Source organism: Bergeriella denitrificans NBRC 102155 (assembly GCF_001592185.1).
Taxonomy (GTDB): Bacteria; Pseudomonadota; Gammaproteobacteria; order Burkholderiales; family Neisseriaceae; genus Neisseria; species Neisseria denitrificans.
Window position 1 is genome coordinate 1 of sequence record NZ_BCWL01000366.1, and the last position, 779, is coordinate 779.

The 779-nt window shown below is 57.0% G+C and carries 1 protein-coding gene; it reads left to right on the forward strand.

The annotated features are described in order from the left end of the window. Positions 1 to 186 precede the first annotated feature (186 nt). The gene (locus tag BDE01S_RS10835) at positions 187 to 660 is read left to right on the forward strand and encodes a NemA protein (RefSeq protein ID WP_066081477.1); all 474 of its coding nucleotides are present in this window, start codon (positions 187 to 189) and stop codon (positions 658 to 660) included. The last annotated feature ends 119 nt before the right edge of the window (positions 661 to 779 follow it).

Sequence of the window (779 nt, forward strand, 5' to 3'; positions counted from 1 at the left end):
CCGATGCCCGGCCAAACATCAAGCGGCCTCACTCAGACCGCGCATATTTTATCCCAAGCCGCATTGTCGCCAAAAAACGGCCGCGCTGCAATCCGCACGCGCCTGCCGCTTTTACCCTTTCTAACACCCGCCCGCAGCCGAAAGCGATATACTAGCAGCTTCATCTGCATAACAATCAGGATAAACATGAAACACATTATCGCCCCCGCCTTACTCTGCGCCCTGCTCACCGCCTGCACCGCCACCCCTTCCGGCATGTCGGTCGGCCTGGGCATCGGCTCCCGCATCGGCAGCCACATCGGGCTCGGCACATCGCTCAACATCCCCATCGGCTTCGACAGCAGCAAAACCGACAGCCAGGCCGAAAGCGCCGGCCAAACCGTAGCCTATTTCGATGCCCAGGGCAACGCGTCCAACAGCGCGGTTAAAGGCGGCTTCTACCGCCAGCTGGTGAGCAAACGCGGCAACGAGTATATCGTACAGGATTTCTACGGCGACTCCGGCAGCAAACGCACCGACCCCTACACCCTGAGCCGCACGCAGCTGATGCAGTTCCGCGCCACGCCTGAAAACGGCTCGCTGACCACCTACGCCTACAACGGCAACCTGATGCAGCAGCAGGTTTTCCAAAACGGCCGCTTGGTCAGCGCCAAATACTGATTTTCCCGGCATAGCGGCCTGCAAATAAATTATCTTTTTTGTCAAACGCTTGAAATATTCCCACCGCTTTTTTTATTTTTTTCGTTGACACATTTTCTGCAGCCGCTATAATACGCCCC